This is a genomic window from Ornithinibacillus liuyingii, from assembly GCF_055550225.1.
Window position 1 is genome coordinate 32,341 of the sequence record NZ_JBPWOS010000007.1, and the last position, 19,118, is coordinate 51,458.

The following is a 19,118-nucleotide window of genomic DNA, read 5'->3' on the forward strand; positions in this document are numbered from 1 at the left end:
TGAATTGCTCACACTAAGGAAAGAGAGAAAAGGGGCAATTCAATATGCATAAAAGCTTACAATTTGTTTTCGGAAAAACTGAAATTAATCGTGATTTAATCCTATTATTAGTAATAGGTGGACTATATTCATTAGGTATATATTTATCCAATACATTTGTAAATATTTACTTATGGAAACAAGCAGAAGGAAACTATTACACGATAGCTTTTTATAATCTTGCTATCTTTGTGTTTCAACCGATTACCTTTATAGTGGCTGGAAAAATAGCGAAAAAGGTGGATCGCGTCATTGTTTTAAGATTGGGTGTAATTTTTTTATCGCTGTTTTTTTTAACGGTACTTATGATAGGAGAGAAAGCAGCGTATTTTAACCTATTATTAGGAAGTTTATTAGGTATTGGTTATGGCTTTTATTGGTTAGCGTTTAATGTACTAACATTTGAAATTACCGAACCAGAGACTCGGGATCTTTTTAATGGTTTTTTAGGTGTTTTACAGTCTTTAGGTGGTATGATTGGTCCAATTACAGCTGGATTTATTATTTCCAAGATGCCAGCTAATATTGGGTACAGTACCATTTTTACCGCATCCTTCATTTTATTCATTTGCGCGGTAGCCTGTAGCTTCTTTTTAATCAGAAGACCTGCGAATGGTGATTACCTATTTAAGCGTGTAGTCCTAGAGAAGAATCATAATAAAAATTGGAATCGAATATTAAAGGCTCATTTTTTTCAAGGATTACGTGAGGGAATTTTCCTATTTGTCATTACTATATGGGTATATATCGTGACACAAAGTGAACTTTCACTCGGTATGTTTAATCTTTACTTCTCTGGTTTTTCCTTTGTCTTTTATTTTCTAGCTACGAAATTTATAAAGCCTTTCAAGCGTAAAAAGGCTATTCTGATTGGTAGCTTAATGCTGTACCTCGCATTATTCATTATTTTAATCCATGCTAGCTATAGTACGTTAATCATCTACGGTATTATTATTGGTATTGCATACCCCATAGTAAATGTACCCTATGCATCCATGACATATGATGTCATTGGAAAGGCATGGAAAGCAGGCGAATTACGCATTGAATATATCGTAGTTAGAGAATTGTTTACAAATATTGGCCGGGTTATCTCTATTATGACATTCATCTTAAGTATCACCGTATTTGAAACAGAGAAAATTATACCTATACTACTTGTTGTATTTGGGGCTATGCACTTAGGTGTTTATTTCTATAGCAGAAATATTTATTTAACTAGTTCAAATAAAAAGGACGTACTCATAAAAGATCAGGTGACCGATGAAAAAAACCGTTAAATTTTTCAATCATTAATGCTATAATATAGAGATAGAGAGAATCTAAATTTTGCTTATAATGGGGGAGAAATATGAAGAAGGAAAAAAAACAAAAAGCCCAACTTCCCTTTCGATTAAATATATTATTTTTTATAGTATTTTTATTGTTTGCGGTGCTTATTTTACAGCTTGGAGTAGTCCAGATACTTAATGGGGAAAGCTTTCAGGAAGAAATAAATAAAACAACAGAGGATATAACGAAGATACCGGTACCACGTGGAGAGATTTATGATCGAAACTACAATGTAGTAGTAAAAAACAAGCCGATGTACGCTATTACGTATACGCCACCTAAAGGTGTGCAGGCAATGGATCGGTTGAACGTTGCACAGGAACTTTCGAAATATATTGATATGTTCGACCCAGATCCAGAAAAAAGAGAAAAACAACTTAACAGAATAACCGAACGGGATAAAAAAGAGTATTGGTACCTTTTAAATGACGAAGAGGTTAAAGAGAAGTTAACTAAAGAGGAAGCTGCTGAAATGGATCCAGCAGAACAATATAATACTGTACTTGAGCGAATCACGGAGGAAGAATATGAAGACCTTACTGAGCAGGATCTAGAAATTATCCTCATTAAAAAAGAGCTTGACCGTGCCTATTCATTATCACCACAAATTGTAAAAAGTGAAAATGTGACGCCGGAAGAATATGCAAAAGTTGCAGAACACCTAGCGTCTTTACCTGGCATAAATGCCACAACAGATTGGGTACGTGAATATCCTTTTGAACAGACATTACGAAATCTTTTAGGAAATGTGACAACCGAAAAAGAAGGAATACCGGCAGAATCAATTGATACCTATTTGGCCAAAGGCTATAATCGTAATGATCGAGTTGGTGATACTGGATTAGAAAAGCAATATGAAGACCTGTTAAGAGGTAGAAAAGAACAGGTTAAATATACGATGAGTAAAAGTGGTGTCATTCTTGATTCGGAAGTAGTGGTACCTGGTGAAAGTGGTAAGGACTTAGTTCTTAGTATTGACATGGAATTTCAAGAAAAGGTAGATGAAATACTAAGGTCAGAACTTAAAGCTGCTACACAAGGCGGGAAAAATAGATATCTTCAACATGCTTTAGCGGTAGTGATGGATCCACATACTGGTGAGTTATTATCCGTTGCTGGTCAGAGTTATTTAGATGATCCAGAAACTAGTGTGATTGAGCAAGATGAAATTGTAGATTCGGCCTTTCGAACAATGACGGACGGCTACCGACCTGGATCCACTGTTAAAGGGGCTACCGTCCTTGCAGGATATGAATCAGGTGTTATCAGTCCTGGCAATAGCGTATTTGATACACCAATTAAAATCCTCGGGACCCCACAAAAGGGATCATGGACAAATTTAGGACGGGTTAATGATTTAGATGCGCTTAGACGTTCTTCCAACGTATACATGTTCTATATAGCGATGAAAATGGGTGGAGAATATAATTATTACGAAAATAAGAAGATCAGTTTTGATCCGGCTGCATTTGAACAAATGAGAAATTATTTTAAACAGTTCGGCTTAGGTGTAGAAACCGGTGTTGATTATCCAAATGAAACAACTGGCTATACTGGACCTAAAAAAGAAGCCGGCTTACTAATGGACTATGCGATTGGTCAGTATGATACGTTTAGTGCCATGCAGCTTGCTCAATATGTGTCTACTATTGCTAATGGTGGTTACCGTGTACAACCACATTTCTTGAAGGAAGTTCGTAATCCATCGACGAATGATGAGGACATGGGATCCATATATAAAAGTATAAATCCAAAAGTATTAAATAAAATCGTAATGGATGACAGTCTAATTGCAAGAGTTCAAGAAGGCTTCCGTCAAGTATATCAGGAGCCAGGTGGGACTTCGTATAGCTATTTTAGAGGCACTAATTTTAAAGCAGCTGGGAAAACTGGTACAGCTCAGAATGATATTACGATAAACGGTAATTTATACAAAACCATTAATCTAACGATGGTAGCATATGCTCCATATGATAACCCAGAGATTGCCTTATCAGTAATCGTTCCAAACTTAGATGAAAATACGGATTACCAAATTAACCAAAATATTACTCGTAGAATAATGGAGGCTTATTTTACACTTAAAGAGCAACGCGATAAAAGTACAAACGAAGAAAATTCAGCAACTGAAAATGATGAAATAGAAGAAGATCAAAGCGAATAACAAAGACCCTAAGACAGTAACAAAGTCTTAGGGTCTTTATCATGAAAACATATTTTTACAATAATTTTACATATAGTTAATATAGCCTTTATATTGAAGGACTATGATAGGTGTACTTTAATTAGGGGAGACGATTTTATGCTTAGTAGAGGACAGTTCCATTCAGAGATGGATACACTAAATCAAGATATCATCCAATTAGCAAATTTGGCTAAAAGTGCATTAATTAAATGTATGGATGCGTTATTTAATCAGGATATAGAGCTAGCAAAACAAGTTGTAGAAGAGGATAAAGTAATTGATAAAGAAGAAGCAGCAATTAATGATAAAGCAATTCTATTAATTGCTAAGCAACAACCCGTTGCAACCGATCTTAGACGATTAATTATTGCTTTACGAGTGGTCACCGATATAGAACGGATGGGTGATAATGCTAAGAATATAGCAAAAGCAACGATACGCTTAGGAGATCACTATTTAGAAGAGTTACCAAAGGAATTAAAGACTATGCGTGATACTGCTTTAGCAATGTTAGATACAGCGATCATTGCATTTCAACAAGAAGATATTACCGTTGCACACAAATTGGCACAGATGGATGATAAAGTAGATAAACTTTATAAACAAGTAGTGACGGATATGTTGAGTAAAACGGCCATCAACTCCGAAGAGGTTCAATATGTGATGCAAATCGCTTTCAGTGCCCGATATATTGAACGTTTTGCGGATCATATTACAAATATCGGGGAAAGTATTTTGTTTCTGGTTAAAGGAGAAATAGTAGATTTAAATGATTAAAGAAAAGGAAGAGGAATTAGGCTATACCTAAAATCCTCTTCCATTTTATCTAGTTAGTGCTTCTGCTATTTCGTAATGACTCATATCACTAGTTAACGTGAATTCACCAAGTTGAACTCGTTTAGCATAGCCCTTATCTTCTAAATAGTTACTGAAATCTCTTGCATTATCGATAATCCCATTTTCCTCAAGCTGATTACTAATCGTTGAGGATGGCATACCGGATTCTATGGTTAACGTATATGATTTAACCGCTTCTTCTTGTTCCTCTTCTGGCTCGTTATTAGAAGATTCCTCAGAAGAACTTTCGTCTGAATCGCTAGCACTTTCATCAGATTTCTCTTTCTCACTAGCTTCCTCTTTCTTGTTCTCATTCTCATTCTCATTAGCTTCTTCTGACTCTGAAGAATTCTCGGTTTCTTCCTTTTCCACTTTGTGGTTCATGGATAAGGATATGTAATCCTCTTCAGATAGTACATGATATCCTTGTTCTTTTACATGTTTTAATACCTCTTCAATTGGCATGTCAGATAAATTTTGACTCGAGCCATCTGAAAAGTAAGAGACAACTAACATAATGATTGCTGCTGTACATAGTCCTACTGCAAATGCACGTATGGTCTGCTTCATATTTTCCACCTTACTTTAATAGATTAATTAACATCTGTTTCTTGATAATCTTCTGTAAGTAATTCTTCTTCTAATACTTTTACTTTTTTCTTAAGCTGATACGTATCTTGCATTGTCGAAATTGATAGTTGCTCTAATTCACTTTCAATTTTCTCAAAGCGGTCATTTAAGAAAAAGGAAAGTACAAATAGTACAACAGCAACAACAACAATGGTTACTCCCGCAATAATCATTCTATAACCTCCATTCATATACATTATTAGTTATATCACACATTTCGACACGAGGGAACCATAAATTTTTTCCATGTACTTGATTGATTGCTAAACATCTGCTATTATTAATAAGTCTGAAAAGAACTAATAGATGCGATTAATGCAAGTTTACTATAAGTTTGGAGGGAAAAACATGCGCGTAAACATTACTTTAGCTTGTACCGAAACGGGAGATCGTAATTACATTACAACAAAAAATAAGCGTACGAATCCTGAGCGTATTGAGCTTATGAAATATTGTCCACGTCTTAAAAAACATACTTTACACCGTGAAACAAAATAATGATTCACGGAAAAGCTTGCTCTTACCAATGGCTAGGAGCAAGCTTTTTTTATACTAAATACGACAAAGTAGGAGATGTGATTCATGCAAAAAGAACAACTCCGTAAACAAGTCATTCAACGTCTGCAAGCTATAACCGACCAGGAAAGAAACCAGATAGAGAAAAAACTTCAAACCAACTTATTCCAATCTGACTACTGGAAGGAAGCCAATACTATTGGTGTCACTATATCAAGGGGATTTGAATGGGATACAAAAGAAATCATTGAAGAGGGCTGGAGACAGGGAAAAGTAATGGCTGTTCCGAAATGTTATCCAGAGGAGAAAGAAATGGCCTTCTATCGATTACATAGCTTCGCAGAGTTAGAAACTGTGTATTCCAATCTTTTAGAACCCAAGCCAATTGAAGAGAATTTCCTTTCCAAGCATCAAATGGATCTAATTTTAGTTCCAGGGGTAGTATTTGATTCACATGGGTTTCGAATTGGATTTGGAGGCGGGTACTATGACCGATTTTTAGCTTCCTATCAAGGTAATACCATTGCTATCCTTAGTAATATACAACTTGTGGAAAGGATCTCGGTTGAAGCTCATGATATAGCAGTAAAGCATTTGTTATCTGAGGATGGGTTTATTATATAGAATATTTTTGACTAGAAGGATAAGACTATAAACATCAAAGTTTTGAAGGGGTGTTTAGATGAGAGTATTTATGATATTAACTGTTTTTGTTGCCATGATTTCTGTCGTTTATAAATGGCGATATAAGATCATGAACGCCATGTTAGCGGTGAGTTTCTTAAGAAAAATAGCCGTTTCCATATCCATGAATTTACCATCTATCCGGAAGAATATTCTCCCAAGATTTTTCAAGGAACCAACCGATTCAACCACGTAAAAGGAGCTGGGTTTTTTACAGCTTCTTTTTTTGTCATACATATTATCAACGACTAGAACGATAAAGAAGCTAATTTTAGATTCAGCATTTATTTGTTGAATTTGATATGATGTAAGGGGAGGGGAAGGAATGGAGCACAACGAAATATACCTAATGTACTCAATAGCCCAGCAGTTGGTTAAGGAACATCGTTATGATGTGTTATACCTTAACAATAAAGTAGAGGAAATATGGTTAGAGAAGTATGAAAATAAGACCTCTACAGTAGTTCGGTTATCTGCGAGTGGATTTGATTGGAAAAATCATCTCAAGAAAGACATCGGCATCGTATTTCAAAAAGCTGGTGCACTGAGAAAATTGTTAAAAGGTAAAGATATTCACATACATAATGTTTATATTTCCCCACATACACCAATTGATAGCTGGGAAATACTGAAAAAACCATTGACGGTTCAGGATAAAAATCCGATTCAAATGAAGATATATTACTTATCTGGGGATGAAATAGAACCAGAACGAAATAGATTAGAACAGAATATTGGAGTCACGTTTATAAACGATGAAGATCATATAAGTGAAGAACTGATGGAAACAACTACTCAGCAATATAAAGTTGAATTGTTTCATAAAGTTCAGGAAAAACAAAAACAAGAGCGTAATGTTTTTAATTATGGAAAGCCGTTTATTACGTATTTTCTTATTGCGATAAATGCTATTTTCTTTCTTTTATTAGAATTAAATGGAGGTAGTCAAAATAATGTTACATTGATGGAATATGGGGCAAAATATAACCCGTTAATTATGGATGGGGAATGGTGGCGAATTATTTCCTCTATGTTTTTACACATTGGCCTATTACACTTTGCCTCCAATATGTTATTCCTTTATTTTTTTGGTTCTTTAGCGGAGAGGATATTTGGTTCTGCAAGATTCTTCGTTATCTATATGCTTGCCGGAATAGGTGGGGGTATCGCTAGTTTTGCCTTTGTAACTAACTTATCCGCTGGAGCATCTGGAGCTCTGTATGGATTATTCGGTGCGTTTATATATTTTGGCTTATTTCATCGACGTATTTTTCTACAAACAATTGGCAGAGATATCTTGATTCTGTTAGGCATTAACGTTTTATTAGGATTTGCTATGCCACAATTAGATGTTTCGGCACATATGGGAGGATTAGTTGCCGGTTTTATAGTAGCTGGTATCGTACACTTTCCAATGAAAAAGAATGTTCTATTGCAGCTTGGTGCCTTAGTTATTTATGTTGCATTGTGCATCGGAGTGTTTATATATGGAATGCATCAGAATGAAGCGAATCCTATCTATCTCCTCCAAAATATGGAGCAATCAATCCAGGAAGAACGGTATGAAGATGTTGTAACAAGTGCTACAAAAGGATTGGAAAATCCCGAGGAATTTGAAGCCATGTTTTTATTTCAACGTTCTTATGCCTATATCCACTTAAACGAAATTGATTCAGCAATTGCCGATTTAGAAAAATGCATCCAACTATTAGATAAACCAAGTATATTACCAGAGGCGTATTACAACTTGGCAATTCTGTATGATCAAATAGGGGATAAACGTGCAGGAGAGATGATTGAAGCAGCTTATCAAGCAAGTCCAACAGATGATAAAATTAAGGAAATGTATGAAAAACTCTCAAAAGATTAATTTCCTGCATACATGATTAACACGGAATACCCGTTTCTATAACTCCATACCTGTACATAGTCTCCGGAGAGAGATAATGTACAGTAAGGAGTTATTTTTATATAGCTCCCTTCTGAGTATGAAGGGCATACAAAGTGCTTAAGAAACTTTAGATTCTATTTTGGATGAATCTTTCCGAATCTCCCTAACAAATATAGTTTCTCCATGTCCTTGTGTACAAGTAGAGTGTAAAGGGCTCTTATGAATAGAATTGCATGGCAAGCGAAAACTAATCTTATCAAAGGTTTTCATGGAGGAACTATGGAAAACGACAAACAACCACTATTTTCGAATTATGAACAGAACAACACCTATATCCAAGAACGATTACAAGTAGACAAAAACTTCGATATTGTACATTTAGATTTAGAATATGCAGGAAGAAAAATGTCCATGTTCTTTATTGATGGGTTTGTAAAAGATGACATATTGCATCTGATTATGAAATTTCTAGCTAAACTCGAACCAGATAGTTTAGAGCCAGATGCACTGACGAAATTATTAAAACGATATCTTCCTTATGTAGAATTAGATGAAGTCGATGACTTGAATCAGGCTGCCGATACTATTTTAGGTGGACCGACCGCCTTACTTGTTGAGGGCGTCAATAAGGTTATTATTATTGATGCTAGAACATACCCTGTACGTTCACCAGGGGAGCCTGATTTAGAAAGGGTAGTAAGAGGGTCAAGAGATGGTTATGTAGAGACAATCGTGTTTAATACTGCTCTGACGAGAAGGAGAGTACGTGATCGCTCATTACGGATGGAATATATGCAAATCGGAAGAAGGTCCCAAACTGATATCTGTATTTGTTATTTAGAAGATATAGCCGACCAGAAGAGAGTAGTTGACATAAAGAATAAATTAAAAGAAATTGACACGGATGGTCTTCCGATGGCAGAGAAGACGGTTGAAGAATATATCAGTGGTAGACATTGGAATCCTTTCCCGACAGTAAGGTACACAGAAAGACCAGACACAGCTGCAACACATTTATATGAAGGCCATGTTTTAATTATTATTGACGGATCACCAAGCGTAATCATTACACCGACTACCTATTGGCATCACTTACAACATGCAGAGGAATATCGTCAAAAGCCTGTTGTTGGAGCATATCTTCGGTTTGTAAGGTTTATTGCAGTATGGGCATCAATCTTTATATTACCGTTATACTTTCTATTCTCGACCCAACCAGAGCTGCTACCAGTAGAACTAGGATTTATTGGGTTGAGTGAAGTGGGAGCAGTACCAATCTTAATTCAGTTTATCATCGCTGAAATCGGAATTGATATGCTAAGAATGGCTGCCATACATACTCCTTCATCCTTAGCTACAGCAATTGGCTTAGTTGCAGCTATACTAATAGGACAAGTCGCAATAGAAGTAGGATTATTTTCCTATGAAGTTATTTTGTATTTAGCAATAGCTGCTATTGGTACTTATGCTACACCTAGCTATGAAATGAGCCTTGCTAATCGTCTAGTTCGCATATATTTGTTATTGGTAACGGCAGCTTTTGGTGTGAATGGTTATATGGTAGGAACACTATTATGGATTTTATATACAGTGCGGATGAAATCTTTCGAAATACCTTATTACTGGCCTGTATTACCATTTTCGTTTCGGGCATTTCGAGATGTATTTATTCGAACGCCAATCCCTCTTAAACGAAAAAGACCAACCATTTTACATCCCCAAGACCCAGATCGATAATTTCGGCTGGGTCTTTTGTTGTTATGACTATATCCTTTTTCCTTCATTTGGTATAATAAAGTTTGGTGATTTAAATGAATACTTTGTATGATGTACTACAACTACTTAAGCGTTTTGGCACGTTTATCTATACGGGTAATCGGTTAGCAGATTTGGAATTAATGCAAACGGAGATAAAAGAATTATATTCATATGGACTTATTGATGTTGAGGACTATAGACTATCTCTATTAATTATCCGTCAAGAAATCAACAAACTTCATTCTGAAAAAGGTGAGAAATAATGAATAAATCAATTATTGTTGGAGTAGATATAGGAGGTACTACCGTTAAAATCGGTATCCTCAAAGCTAGCGGCGAAATCATGCAAAAATGGGAAATTGAAACAAATAAATCTTCTGATGATACCGCTGTTATGAACGACATCTGGGAATCTGTCTTAGGTAGATTGACAGAATTAGCTATTGATTTGCATAATGTTCTTGGAATAGGAATTGGAGCGCCAGGTTTTATTGATGGCGAAAAAGGGTATGTGTATGAAGCAGTAAATCTTGGTTGGAAAGATTTTAATCTAGCTGACTATATGTCTAGTAAAACAGGTTTACCAGTATATGTGGAAAACGATGCCAATATTGCCGTTTTAGGTGAAAATTGGTTAGGTGCGGGTAACCAATCTAATGATATTCTTGCTGTTACTCTAGGAACAGGCGTAGGTGGAGGAGTAATAGCTGGTGGCAAGATCATAAATGGTGTTAATGGGACTGCAGGTGAAATTGGACATATTACGGTTGATCCAAATGGCTATCCTTGTAATTGTGGTCGTAAGGGATGTTTGGAGACGATTGCTTCTGCTACCGGAATTGTTCGTCAAGCTGAGAAGTTTATGGAAGACGATCCAAGCTGCAAACTAGCTCAAATACAGAACCAGTACGGAGCGATCACGGCTAAGCATATATTTGAATTAGCAGCTAATGGCGATGAGAATAGTATTCAAATCGTTAACCATACAGCAGACATATTAGGCCTTGTGTTAGCTAATTTAGCTGTGACAGTAAATCCTTCCAAAATACTAATCGGTGGAGGCGTGTCAAAGGCTGGAGATCAATTATTACAACCTATTAAGAAATCGTTTACAAAATATGCTTTAGCAAGAACAAGTAGAGCATGTGAAATTCGAATAGCAGAGCTAGGTAATGATGCTGGAATCATTGGTGCAGCGTATTTAGTAATAGAAAATAGTAACTAGTAATTAATTTTTCTTCTATAAAGTGTCATTATTTTGAAACTTTTTTGTTAACTAAAACGTCTAATAGGATAGCATGTTTTTCCTGATTGACATTTATGTCCTAACAATACTAGCTTGAAAAACATATAGTAAAGCAGTAATTTCTTAGGAGGAAATAGGATGAAAAGTAAAGGAATAAGGCTTCCTTTATATGTTTTAGCAACTCTATTATTCGGTTTAAAAACATATATTGTCTATCGTTTTTTATTTTCATTGGATTTAGAGAATTCTATGCAAGAGTTTATCTTATTGATTAACCCATTTGTTTCAGCCTTTTTAATATTTGGCTTGAGCGTTTGGATTACGAAGCCGGAAAGACAAATGAAGTATGTACGTTATATGATCCTGATCGGCACGTTAATTATTTTTGCCAATCTAGTATTCTACCGATCTTTCTCTGATTTCATTACAGTTCCACAATTAATCCAAGGTGGAACGATGGGAGATTTAGGATCTAGTATTTTATCTTTGATTAAGATGTATGACATTTTACTGTTTCTTGATGTGATTGTCATTTGGTATTTGAGTAAGAAACATCAAGAACTTGTGGTAACGAAATACCCAAGAAGCGGTAAGGTATGTGCGTTAGCATTATCACTAGCTCTTTTAGTTGGGAATTTCTTCCTCGCAGAAATGGAGCGACCACAGCTATTTACAAGGGCATTTGATAGGGAATACCTAGTGAAATATATTGGGTTATTTAATTACCATGTTTATGATGTTGTATTACATTCAAAGGTAAAAACACAGCATGTATTTGCTGACGGTAGTGAGTTACCTACTATCAAGGAGTATGTAGATAATGTCATTGAAACGAATGGGGAATCAGAATTATTCGGGGTAGCAAAAGATAAGAATGTGATATTTATTTCTGCCGAATCATTACAAACCTTTGTTATAAATAACACGGTAAATGGTCAAGAAGTTACACCTTTTCTTAATCGTTTAATAGAAGATGAGGATACGTATTATTTTGAGAATTTCTATCACCAAACAGAGCAAGGGAAGACATCTGACTCTGAATTTTTAACAGAAAACTCACTATACCCGCTTCCAAGAGGTGCTGTGTTCTATACTCATGCCCAAAATGATTATTATGCATTACCTGAAATGCTTGGAAATGAAGGGTATCATACGACAGTTTTCCATGCGAATAATGATAGCTTTTATAATCGGGATCAAATGTATCCGAGTTTAGGTTTTGATCATTTCTATGATGTCGATGCATATGAAGTAAACGATTATAATAGTGTTGGTTGGGGATTAAAGGATAAGCCATTCTTTGAGCAGTCAATGAAATATCTGACCACGCTTACGGAACCGTATTACGCAAAATTTATAACCTTAACCAATCATTTCCCATTTGAACTCGATGAGATGGATAAATCAATCGAACGATATGATTCAAATTCTAATACACTGAATAATTACTTTCCAACAGTTCGTTATATGGATGAATCCATTGAGGAATTCTTCCAGATGCTAAAAGATTCAGGTATCTACGATAAGTCGATTATTATTATAATGGGTGATCATTATGGCATTAGTTCTAATCATAATAAGGCGATGAGCATGTATTTAGAGAAGGACGAAATAACACCATATGACCATGTACAATTACAACGTGTTCCTTTATTCATTCACATCCCTGGTCATGGAAAAGGGGAAGCAAGGTCAACCATTAGCGGACAAATTGATTTGAAGCCGACGATTCTTAGTCTTTTAGGCATCGAGCATAAAGACGATATTTATTTTGGTAATGATTTATTTGTAGATGATCGTAAGGATTATATTGCGCTTCGAAATGGGGACGTTATCACGAACGACTATATCTATACGAATGATAGCTGCTATGACTTTACTAGTGGAGAGGTTCTAGAAGAGGCGGATACATGTTTCGAGCTTAGCGAAACAGTAAAAAAAGAACTGGAGTATTCAGATAGTATTATCTATGGAGATTTGTTTCGTTTTTTTGACTCTAGATAACATGTAATAACTAAAAAGTGGTATATTGGCAGCTTAATATGTTTTATGAATAAAGAAAAAACTACACATCAGAAACGGAATGTGTAGTTTTTCTTCTATTATAGTGATTCCTTTATAGCAGAAATAATGGTGCCTATTGAGAAAAATCCAAATGCTAAAACAGTTAGTGCGGAAAAGATTAGAGCTAAAAAATTACGATATTTTAGCTGTCTTACAAAAGAAACAACTGCTACAATTGCAACTACTAAAAAGATAATACCTAAAACTATATGTAGTGACATCGTTACAATAAACCTCCTTATACTAAGCTAATCATCTTTGTTTGTTTAATTACGATATTTATATTAATATGTATCATACTACCACATTTATTCTAGTATAAAATTATGGTTTTGTCGAGAATATCACAAAATATTTCTAATTTCTTCACATTCGAGATAGGAGGAGACAATCAATGGAAATCAAGCAAATCCCATTAGGGCCACTTGGTACGAATTGTTATCTTGTACATAATTCCGAACAAGTCATCATAATCGACCCAGGTGGGGATGGAAAGCGATTAATGAATTGGTTGGCAGAAAATAATCTGAAGCCGATTGCAATCCTGTTAACCCACGCACATTTTGATCATATTGGTGCGGTTGAACTGTTACGTACCCATTACAACATAAAGGTCTATATGCATAAGGAAGAAGCGACATGGTTAGAGGATCCTAGCCTTAATCGTTCTTTAGCTTTTATTGGTGAGGAAATCATCACTTCAGCACCAGATGTCCTCCTAGGACCCGGTAATTTTTCAATTGGTCCATTTGAATTCGACGTACTGTATACCCCAGGGCATTCGCCAGGAAGTATAAGTTATTTAATGCAAGCGGAAAAGGCAATTTTTAGTGGGGATGTATTATTTAATCGTGGTATTGGTAGGACTGATTTACCTGGTGGTGATTTTGCTACCTTACAAGATACAATATGGAATACTTTGTATAAATTAGCCAATGAAATTATGGTATACCCGGGGCATGGTCCAACAACGACCATTGGTGAGGAGAAAAGGTATAACCCATTTATACCCCAAAAATAGATAAAACAAAAACCCTGCGACGAATCCATATGTAAGCAGGGTTTTTGTTCCTTAATGCCCAAAACCAGGCACTAAAATAAATTCTGAATACCATGTAAAACCTATCATGAAAACAGTACAATAAGCTCCGAACAAGTACATGTACATACGCTCAGATAATTTCAAATAACTTACTGTTAGGAAAAATACCGTTTGAACTAGGAATAGTAAAGAAGTGTTGACCATACCGCCAACATAAAACATTACCGTAAAGATACCAGTCCAAAAGGCAAGGACTCTAAACATTCTGTCCATCATTTCCCCTCCTTTTCGGTGACGTCATCAATGTTATTATATACAAGTCAAAGAATAATGTAAACGATACATATTATTTGTTTGAAATTTATTAACAAATAAGCAGAGAGTTAAAATTATTCTATCTCTTGGAATTGATTGGAATTAGGTGCTGGCTTTACCATTTCCGAGACGAATAAGACTTTCGATTGATTCGTTTCTATGTTAAAGCGTAACTGAATAAACTCTCCATACCCCTTAGACCGTATGTTTACTTTCCCGTTAGGAAATTGATAGGTTAGGTTTTCATCCTTATTTTGGGGAACGTAGTCTTTTTTATACGTTATATAACTCATTTGGAATAGAGTTTGGGCATTGATTTGTTCGATTAAATTATAGGTTATCTTTAAATCATGTTGATAGGCTAACATATTGGTTGAGAAGTTTAGTAATACGAAGGTAGTCAATAAGAGGACCGAGGGGAGGATAAATCCCTTTTCATTATGGACAAAATCCAATCGTTTTCTCATAGTGATCTCCCTTTAAGGATGTGACGTGAATTGTAAACCCAAATGGTAACGAACTAATTTGAAAACTTTCGATATCGCGTAAATATATTTCATGACCTTTGCCATTCAATTGTCTTCGAACTAATTGTCGATATAACTCGATGGTGACAACATCATCATTATATAAATGAAGTACGATTTTATTCGAGTGAGTAGTACAAGCAATGGATTGATTGACCTCTCTTTGAATGAAATTAAAAAATTGTTGAATGGATAATTCTTCGTAGTAAGTGTTTTGGTGATGTAATGTATTTAAAATCGCCCCTTGAATCGGTATACAGATTATGAGAATTAGTAAACTGAATAATTGATTTAGTAATGTAAAACCTTTTTCACTATTCTTTAACGCCATAAAGACATACCTCTTCCTGTCTGCTGTTTATATTTGTCCAATTTGCACAGCCTTGAATAATATCATCATCCATCACAGTAAATGTCATTCCTATCTCTACTTGTTCTATTGATTCATAGTACGTATCGGAAGGGACACCGTACCACAATACTGAATGTAATTCATCATGTAAATGATAAGTGATGGCCCTTTTAAGACTTAGTGCTTCTCTTTCAAGGGAAATGAATGAAGTTAGAGGAAGGAGAGCAGTGCTAATGACGATTAGCACTGCTAAAGAGACTAATGCCTCTGTCATAGTAAATCCTCTACTGTTTCTCAATATAACCACGTCCTTTACCAATTGGAAAGACAACGATATAGCTATTTGTTGGTGAGGAAAATTGTATGGTACCCGCATATCTGATCGTTCCGTTTTCATTAAAGGAAATGCTTTGAAGTGTGCGTTGATCGATTCTCCAACCATTTGGAAGTTTCCGTTCGATTGGATCTATACTATCGCCAATTAGGGTATAGCTGTTTTGATCTAGCTTGATTCGTAAATAGTCGTTTGTAACCATAGATTGATTTTGTAAGAAGAGAACATCGTATTGGAATTGCGCTAGAATTTTTTCTTCTGCTAGCTTTCCTAATAAAGCATGACTTACCGGCACACTAATCGAAAGAATAATTGCCAGAATAGCTAGGGCAACTAACGTTTCCAAGAGGGAAAATCCTAATTGTTTATCATTCATTTTCTGGTGCCGATACGGTTCCATTTACAGAATTATATACAAGCTCATTATTGGAGCATTGCTTTTGATTTTCACGAATATAACCTTTGTTCACCAGTTCATTGAGGCTAGCTGGAAACGTATGAGAGTCTAAATAAAATGTATCGATTTGAGCTTGTACGACAGAGACTAATGCATCACACCCTTTACCTTGTGCTTCTTGGCTCTTATTTCCCAAATTAGGGATGATAAGAATCATCAAAACAGAGACTATCATTAATACGACAAGCATTTCGATTAAGGTAAATGCTTTTTGGTTTTTAAACATTTAAATCGCCCCTTTAGATGGTTTCAATAAATTGATACATTGGTACTAACAATGATAGGTAAATCAGAATAATCACTAACCCAAGCAGGATGAAAAAGACTGGCTGGATATAGGTGATGAACTTAACTATTTTTTCATTTATTTCTTCTGTGATATAAGCAGAGTACGTAGCGAGATCTTTCTCTAAAGTATCCGCATTACTATTCTGTTGAAATATCGAGGCAAGTTGTGGGCTGATGAATGTTAGCTCAGTCATAAGCTGTGAAATAGGTACACCATGATTGAGACCATTTGTTAATTGCGTTGAATAATAGGAAAGCAATGGCAGTTTTTCTTGTTTGGAAAGAATCGTAAGGACATCCTTTATTGGTAGTCCGGTTTTTAACAGGGATTCAACATGTGTTGCAAATAAGAAGGAAGTATTTAATGTTAAATAGTTTCGGTACAAGGGGGTAGAACGATAAATCTTAATTTGTAGTCCGATAGGTATAGTAGCTTTTATTTGTTTCCATATCCAATACATGATGAATAGAATTATTAGAATAAGAATGGTGCTATAGTATAGAAGGGAAGACAATCGAATGGCCGAATGAATAATAAACGAATTTTGTTCATGTTGCTGAAAAAGCGTAAGGAGATTAGGTACAACAGAATGTTGAATAAACAAAAATGCAATTGAAAATACAATTAGCAGTATAATTGGATAACGGATCACTTGGGTGAATTTTTTCAGATGATGGATTCTCTTTTCGAAGATAGCAAGACATTTCGTTATACTGGCATCTAAATCCCCATGTTCCTTTGCGAAAAAGAGATAAGACGTGATAATGGGATGAAAAGAGAGTTTTTCTAGTGATTGATCTAAGGTGTAGCCACGTTTGATATGGTGGATGATATCTTCTGATAGGTGAAATAAGCTCTTATCCCATTTTAATGTTTCTAATGCCGCTAATAATGGGTACCCATTAGTTAGTGCTCTGGATAATCGTTTTAAAAAGGTTAATTGAGTAGATATGTTTAGCTTTTTATTAAAACGTTTCAAAGGTATCTTTAGAGATAAATCCATAGATATAAGCCTTCCTTCGTAGGTATTCAAATGAATGCTTAGACTCATGGAGATCGATTACTATGCCATTGATAACCTGACTTAATAATTCTCCATCTAATATTTCTAAGATAGCTGCGCGTTTTTGTGTTGGGTTACACGTTAATATGGATAATAACTGAATCGACGCAATCCCAATTAGCGATTGTTCTAATTCAGAAGGGGTTATCCCCATTTCGAGTAAACGATGAATCGTCCCTTGGGTATTCTTAGCATGAATGGTACTCAACACTAAATGTCCTGTTAAGGATGCTTCAAAGGCAAATTTAGCTGTTTCCCTATCTCGAATTTCTCCAACCATGATAATATCTGGATCATGACGCAGTGCGGCTTTAAGTCCTGTTTGGTATGTAATACCTGCTTTTTCATTTACTTGTACTTGTAAAATGTCTTGGATATTTTTCTCAATTGGGTCTTCAAGTGTAATGGTCTGGAAGGATTCATCCTTTAAAGCGGACTCTAGTAATGCATATAATGTTGTCGTTTTCCCACTCCCGGTTGGTCCAGAAAACAAAATTAAACCTGCTGGGGGATTCATCCACGTTTTGATTGTATGAAGTTGTTGTTTAAAGAGAAATAGTTGTTCCAGAGATAGGTTTTGCTGTTGTGGAAGGAGTCGAATAGCTAGGCTTTCTAATTGGTTAACTGGTAAAGTAGACAGCCGAAGGGAGTATTTATCGGATTTTGTGGAGTGAAAAAGTGTCCCATTTTGGGGCTTTCTATTTTCACCGATATCCATGCCTGATGTAAACTTATAATAAGTAAGAAGGGATTCATAACGATTAGTTGATATCGATTGATAAAGTATTCGTTTACCATATACGCGGAAGTAAATATTTGTCGTCGTTTCAAAGGGGTAGAAGTGGATATCCGTGGCTTGGTTTTCAATAGCATTTGTAATGATATGACGGGATAATCTTTCAGCAGTAGTCAATAGGCAACACCTCCATCTTTTATTCTATATCTTGATTCGACATAAAACGGGTAAATCCTTCTTTTTTCTTAAAATTTTTTTAAAAGAGGAGTAAATAAGTTTGAAACAGCTATATTTAATTGGCTTCATGGGAAGCGGTAAAACTACTGTCGGTCGCTCGATTAAGGAACAGTATGGAATCGATTATATCGATCTGGATGAGGCGATTGAGGGTAGATTACATAAACGTATTGTAGATATATTTAAAGAAGAGGGAGAAGAAGCATTTCGTACGTATGAAACCGAGACATTAAAAGCATTAAAGACTACACCAATTATTGCAACCGGTGGGGGAATTATAGAACGAAGTGAAAATATTTCGTATATGAAAGAAAATGGGATAATTATTTACTTAAAGACTTCCTTTGATACCATTAAATTAAGATTAACACGCGATCAATCCCGTCCATTATGGAAGGATGAAAAACAGAATAAAGCTTTATTTGACAAAAGAAATAAAATCTATGAATATTCTGCGGGTTATATTGTTCATTGTGATAACCGAACGACAAAGGAGATAATAGAAGAAATTGTAAGCCTGTACAGGTATAAAGGGATTTTGGATAGTGAAGACTAAACATAATCCTATAAATAAGGGGTGGTTA

Annotated in this window: 24 protein-coding genes; 13 read left to right on the forward strand and 11 right to left on the reverse strand. The window is 35.3% G+C overall.

All coding sequences use genetic code 11. From position 1 onward, the window contains the following. Positions 1-44: 44 nt before the first annotated feature. The 3 genes from ACSKT4_RS10620 (at position 45) to phoU (ending at position 4,333) form a co-directional block, all read left to right on the forward strand. The gene (locus ACSKT4_RS10620; RefSeq protein WP_186869923.1) at positions 45-1,319 is read left to right on the forward strand and encodes an MFS transporter; all 1,275 of its coding nucleotides are present in this window, start codon (positions 45-47) and stop codon (positions 1,317-1,319) included. Positions 1,320-1,390: 71 nt separating this feature from the next. After that, on the forward strand, positions 1,391-3,535 hold the full coding sequence (locus ACSKT4_RS10625; protein WP_186869922.1) for a peptidoglycan D,D-transpeptidase FtsI family protein: 2,145 nt from the start codon (positions 1,391-1,393) through the stop codon (positions 3,533-3,535). 138 nt (positions 3,536-3,673) lie between these two features. Further along, a complete protein-coding gene (gene phoU / locus ACSKT4_RS10630) occupies positions 3,674-4,333 on the forward strand; it encodes a phosphate signaling complex protein PhoU (protein WP_186869921.1) in 660 nt (219 codons plus the stop codon). Between the two features lie 45 nt (positions 4,334-4,378). Here the strand turns inward: phoU and ACSKT4_RS10635 are convergent, their stop codons facing one another. Beyond that, positions 4,379-4,963, reverse strand: coding sequence for an endolytic transglycosylase MltG (locus ACSKT4_RS10635; protein ID WP_186869920.1), 585 nt, complete (start codon positions 4,961-4,963; stop codon positions 4,379-4,381). A gap of 23 nt (positions 4,964-4,986) precedes the next feature. Beyond that, positions 4,987-5,196, reverse strand: a complete 210-nt coding sequence (locus ACSKT4_RS10640) for a hypothetical protein (RefSeq protein ID WP_186869919.1) — start codon at positions 5,194-5,196, stop codon at positions 4,987-4,989. Positions 5,197-5,371: 175 nt separating this feature from the next. On the opposite strand from ACSKT4_RS10640, the gene rpmG reads away from it, so the two are divergent. From rpmG to ACSKT4_RS10680, 8 genes are all read left to right on the forward strand, one after another. Beyond that, a complete protein-coding gene (rpmG, locus tag ACSKT4_RS10645) occupies positions 5,372-5,521 on the forward strand; it encodes a 50S ribosomal protein L33 (RefSeq protein WP_026681152.1) in 150 nt (49 codons plus the stop codon). A gap of 84 nt (positions 5,522-5,605) precedes the next feature. Beyond that, positions 5,606-6,163: a 5-formyltetrahydrofolate cyclo-ligase gene (locus ACSKT4_RS10650; protein ID WP_186869918.1), complete on the forward strand. Its 558-nt coding sequence runs from the start codon at positions 5,606-5,608 to the stop codon at positions 6,161-6,163. Between the two features lie 58 nt (positions 6,164-6,221). After that, the gene (locus tag ACSKT4_RS10655; protein WP_186869917.1) at positions 6,222-6,419 is read left to right on the forward strand and encodes a hypothetical protein; all 198 of its coding nucleotides are present in this window, start codon (positions 6,222-6,224) and stop codon (positions 6,417-6,419) included. A gap of 153 nt (positions 6,420-6,572) precedes the next feature. Beyond that, positions 6,573-8,093: a rhomboid family protein gene (locus ACSKT4_RS10660; protein WP_255488110.1), complete on the forward strand. Its 1,521-nt coding sequence runs from the start codon at positions 6,573-6,575 to the stop codon at positions 8,091-8,093. Positions 8,094-8,393: 300 nt separating this feature from the next. Continuing rightward, positions 8,394-9,851 carry a spore germination protein gene (locus ACSKT4_RS10665; protein ID WP_186869915.1) on the forward strand — a complete coding sequence of 486 codons (1,458 nt, stop codon included), beginning with the start codon at positions 8,394-8,396 and terminating at the stop codon, positions 9,849-9,851. A gap of 74 nt (positions 9,852-9,925) precedes the next feature. Beyond that, on the forward strand, positions 9,926-10,135 hold the full coding sequence (locus ACSKT4_RS10670) for a YqgQ family protein (RefSeq protein ID WP_186869914.1): 210 nt from the start codon (positions 9,926-9,928) through the stop codon (positions 10,133-10,135). After that, a complete protein-coding gene (locus tag ACSKT4_RS10675; protein ID WP_186869913.1) occupies positions 10,135-11,097 on the forward strand; it encodes an ROK family glucokinase in 963 nt (320 codons plus the stop codon). Before ACSKT4_RS10670 ends, ACSKT4_RS10675 begins: the two co-directional genes overlap by 1 nt. A gap of 159 nt (positions 11,098-11,256) precedes the next feature. Further along, positions 11,257-13,122, forward strand: coding sequence for an LTA synthase family protein (locus ACSKT4_RS10680; protein ID WP_186869912.1), 1,866 nt, complete (start codon positions 11,257-11,259; stop codon positions 13,120-13,122). A 98-nt stretch (positions 13,123-13,220) separates the two neighbouring features. Here the strand turns inward: ACSKT4_RS10680 and ACSKT4_RS10685 are convergent, their stop codons facing one another. Then, entirely contained in the window at positions 13,221-13,403 is a 183-nt protein-coding gene (locus tag ACSKT4_RS10685) for a DUF2759 family protein (RefSeq protein WP_186869911.1), read from the reverse strand. A gap of 173 nt (positions 13,404-13,576) precedes the next feature. On the opposite strand from ACSKT4_RS10685, the gene ACSKT4_RS10690 reads away from it, so the two are divergent. Continuing rightward, positions 13,577-14,203 carry an MBL fold metallo-hydrolase gene (locus ACSKT4_RS10690; RefSeq protein WP_186869910.1) on the forward strand — a complete coding sequence of 209 codons (627 nt, stop codon included), beginning with the start codon at positions 13,577-13,579 and terminating at the stop codon, positions 14,201-14,203. 51 nt (positions 14,204-14,254) lie between these two features. On the opposite strand, the gene ACSKT4_RS10695 is transcribed toward ACSKT4_RS10690, so the two are convergent. From ACSKT4_RS10695 to comGA, 8 genes are all read right to left on the reverse strand, one after another. Then, the gene (locus ACSKT4_RS10695) at positions 14,255-14,497 is read right to left on the reverse strand and encodes a DUF2626 domain-containing protein (RefSeq protein WP_186869909.1); all 243 of its coding nucleotides are present in this window, start codon (positions 14,495-14,497) and stop codon (positions 14,255-14,257) included. Between the two features lie 116 nt (positions 14,498-14,613). Continuing rightward, positions 14,614-15,006, reverse strand: a complete 393-nt coding sequence (locus ACSKT4_RS10700) for a hypothetical protein (protein WP_186869908.1) — start codon at positions 15,004-15,006, stop codon at positions 14,614-14,616. Continuing rightward, complete coding sequence (comGF, locus tag ACSKT4_RS10705; RefSeq protein ID WP_186869907.1) at positions 14,978-15,397, reverse strand: competence type IV pilus minor pilin ComGF; 420 nt, start codon at positions 15,395-15,397, stop codon at positions 14,978-14,980. Before comGF ends, ACSKT4_RS10700 begins: the two co-directional genes overlap by 29 nt. Beyond that, the gene (locus ACSKT4_RS10710; protein WP_186869906.1) at positions 15,381-15,692 is read right to left on the reverse strand and encodes a hypothetical protein; all 312 of its coding nucleotides are present in this window, start codon (positions 15,690-15,692) and stop codon (positions 15,381-15,383) included. Before ACSKT4_RS10710 ends, comGF begins: the two co-directional genes overlap by 17 nt. Positions 15,693-15,702: 10 nt before the next feature. Further along, positions 15,703-16,128, reverse strand: a complete 426-nt coding sequence (comGD, locus tag ACSKT4_RS10715; protein ID WP_186869905.1) for a competence type IV pilus minor pilin ComGD — start codon at positions 16,126-16,128, stop codon at positions 15,703-15,705. Next, positions 16,121-16,435, reverse strand: coding sequence for a competence type IV pilus major pilin ComGC (gene comGC, locus ACSKT4_RS10720; RefSeq protein WP_211741298.1), 315 nt, complete (start codon positions 16,433-16,435; stop codon positions 16,121-16,123). Before comGC ends, comGD begins: the two co-directional genes overlap by 8 nt. A gap of 13 nt (positions 16,436-16,448) precedes the next feature. Then, positions 16,449-17,501: a type II secretion system F family protein gene (locus ACSKT4_RS10725; RefSeq protein WP_465823383.1), complete on the reverse strand. Its 1,053-nt coding sequence runs from the start codon at positions 17,499-17,501 to the stop codon at positions 16,449-16,451. Then, positions 17,464-18,474, reverse strand: a complete 1,011-nt coding sequence (gene comGA / locus ACSKT4_RS10730; RefSeq protein ID WP_211741300.1) for a competence type IV pilus ATPase ComGA — start codon at positions 18,472-18,474, stop codon at positions 17,464-17,466. Before comGA ends, ACSKT4_RS10725 begins: the two co-directional genes overlap by 38 nt. A gap of 100 nt (positions 18,475-18,574) precedes the next feature. Here comGA and ACSKT4_RS10735 point away from each other — a divergent pair, with 100 nt between their 5' ends. Beyond that, entirely contained in the window at positions 18,575-19,090 is a 516-nt protein-coding gene (locus ACSKT4_RS10735; protein ID WP_186869901.1) for a shikimate kinase, read from the forward strand. The last annotated feature ends 28 nt before the right edge of the window (positions 19,091-19,118 follow it).